The organism is Methyloceanibacter sp. (genome assembly GCF_051306395.1).
Taxonomy (GTDB): Bacteria; Pseudomonadota; Alphaproteobacteria; order Rhizobiales; family Methyloligellaceae; genus Methyloceanibacter.
The window spans coordinates 1-2,432 of sequence record NZ_JBPPND010000047.1; the positions used below are offsets into that span (position 1 = coordinate 1).

The window sequence follows — 2,432 nt, forward strand, 5'->3', positions numbered from 1 at the left end:
GCGATCGCGCGTCACTTCGGGATCTCACGCGACAGCGTCGACAAGATGATCGTCTACTCGGTGCCGCCCGGCTATCGGAGGACGGCGCCGGTGAAGCGGCCCAAGCTTGACGGGTTCACCGAGATCATCGAGCGATGGTTGCGCGAGGATGCGGACCGCCCTCGCAAGCAGCGTCACACGGCAAAGCGGGTTCTTGACCGCCTTCGTGACGAGCACGGGTTCGCCGGCGGCTACACCATCGTGAAGGCGTATGTGCGTGAGCGTCAGCGGCGCAGCCGGGAGATGTTCGTGCCGCTGCAGCATGCGCCCGGGCACGCGCAGGCGGACTTCGGCGAGGCGCTGGTGGTGATCGGCGGGGTCGAGCAGAAGGCGCACTTCTTCGCCTTCGACTTTCCGCACAGCGATGCCTGTTACGTACGGGCGTACCCGGCGGCGACGGCCGAGGCGTGGGGCGATGGCCACGTCCACGCCTTCGCGTTCTTCGGGCGCGTGCCGCTGTCGGTGCTCTACGACAACGACCGCTGCCTGGTGACGCGCATCCTGCCGGACGGAACGCGCAAGCGGGCGACGCTCTTCAGCGGGCTGCTGTCGCATTACGTGATCCAGGATCGCTACGGCCGGCCGGGCAAGGGCAATGACACGGATGAGATTGAATAGCCCCTTTCTGCGCGGTCGTGTTACTTTTCGGTCTGCGGGCGACCGCGTGGCGAAGGGCGGGGCACGAGGTTCAAGCCCCGCCGCGCAGCCTGATCATCGTCGCTCCTCTGTTGCGGCGCCCGCACCATGTCCCGGCCCCTTTCTTCGCCAGCCTTGTGTCATGCGCCGGTAAGCGCCTTCTGCGTGCTCGGCGATTGCACGATCGGCACGTCTGCCTTCGGGCAGATTGTAGTCGTATGACGCGCCGCGCTGGCCTCGCCGAGCAGGTAGTCCAGCCGCGAGTTCGAGCGCGCGCATTTTGCGCGCCATGAGCGCCGGGCGGACCCAAGCATAGTCTTCCCCCTTGGTGAGCATATGCCAGATCAGGACCGCGAGCTTGCGGGCGACAGCCACGGCGGCGATGTGATTGCCGCGCCGGGCCCGGATTCGTTCGTAAAAGGCGCGCAGCGTCCCCGGGGCGCGCACGGCTTGCCAAGCTGCCTCGACCAGCAGATGCCGCGCATTTGAGCGACCCCGTTTGGTGATCCGCCCGTGATAGGCTGGTCCATCACCCGACTGCCGGACGCTCGGGTTGAGGCCGATATAGGCCACAAGCTTGTCGGGATCGTCGAAGCGGTCGATCCGTCCGATCGCGGCCATCAGGCCGACCGCGACGACCATATCGATGCCGGGTGCGGTCATGATCCGCTTGACGTTCTCATCATCGAGGGCAGCGCGGGCGATGTCGCGCTCGACGCCTTTCTGCGCCTCCGTAAGGCGGTCGTACTCGCCGATGTGCCGCTCGACTGCCTCGCGCTCGTCCTCGGGGAGATATTGCGCCCGGAGCCAGGCACGGCCCTTGATGCCGAAGAGATCCGCGTGCGGGCAGCGCGGGATCAGGTGCGCATGCAGGATCGATTGCACGATCCCTTTCAGACGGACCCGCTGCTTGACCAGCTGGCTTCGGCGCGTGACCTGGCGCCGCCGCGCCAGTGTCGCCTCGTCCGGTAGCCAAACCTCGGGCAGGAAGCCCGCGGCGTAAAGCTGGGCCAGCACGCCCGCATCGATCTTGTCCGTCTTGGTCTTCGCCTTGGCGATCAGGTGGACCTGTAACGGGTTGGCAACGGCCACGCGGGCCACATGCGGCGCCAGAATCTCGACGACCGCGGTCGCGTTGCCGGTCGCCTCGATCACCACATGATCCGTCTTCTCCAGGATGGCGGCGAATGCCGCCAAATGATCGCGTGTCATACCAATCCGGCCGAGACGCTTGAGCGAGGCGCCCTCAAGCGCCACAGCTTCCGCGAAGACCCGGTGGATGTCCAAGCCGATGATCCTCATCCCAACTCCCTTCTTCATTGCAGTCTTGCCGTCTCTTCAAACATCGGGAGCGGGCGGGCACGCGGCACCTACAGATCCGCGCTCGCAGCGCATCCGGGCAAGCCGCAGGGGCGACCAGATAAAGGCTCGGGCTCGCAGCCCATGTCTTTCGCTCGGTCTGCCCGCACTCACGTGCTCCCGGCGCCCCAGATCCCGGATGGTCGCACCATAACGCTGGTCCACAGGAACCGGCAGGGCCTCGAAGCGCCGACCAGATCATGCCGGATAAGGGCCACGTCGAAGGGACGATCGGCTTCGGCCGACGGAACTTTCTGGTTCCGATGCCGCGCTTTGAGAGCTTCGAGGCGCTGAACGCCTGGCTGGAGAAGGAGTGTCTCAAGCGCCAGGACGCGGTGCTGCGCGGACACGCCGAGACGATCGGCGAACGGCTGATGCGCGATCTCGATGCCCTGATG

1 protein-coding gene and 2 pseudogenes are annotated in these 2,432 nt (G+C 66.2%); 2 read left to right on the forward strand and 1 reads right to left on the reverse strand.

Annotated features, from left to right (window positions below; all coding sequences use genetic code 11):
* Positions 1-3 precede the first annotated feature (3 nt).
* Positions 4-654, forward strand: a pseudogene (gene istA, locus ACSLE4_RS03350) (IS21 family transposase); the annotation flags it as partial.
* Positions 655-750: 96 nt separating this feature from the next.
* On the opposite strand, the gene ACSLE4_RS03355 reads toward istA, so the two are convergent.
* Entirely contained in the window at positions 751-1,977 is a 1,227-nt protein-coding gene (locus ACSLE4_RS03355; RefSeq protein ID WP_435903072.1) for an IS110 family transposase, read from the reverse strand.
* Between the two features lie 263 nt (positions 1,978-2,240).
* On the opposite strand from ACSLE4_RS03355, the pseudogene ACSLE4_RS03360 reads away from it, so the two are divergent.
* Positions 2,241-2,432, forward strand: a pseudogene (locus tag ACSLE4_RS03360) (IS21 family transposase); the annotation flags it as partial.

What these genes read in the sequence shown, in the direction of transcription:
- ACSLE4_RS03355 (WP_435903072.1), bottom strand. Translation starts at nt 1,977, where the DNA reads ATGAGGATCATCGGCTTGGACATCCACCGGGTCTTCGCGGAAGCTGTG.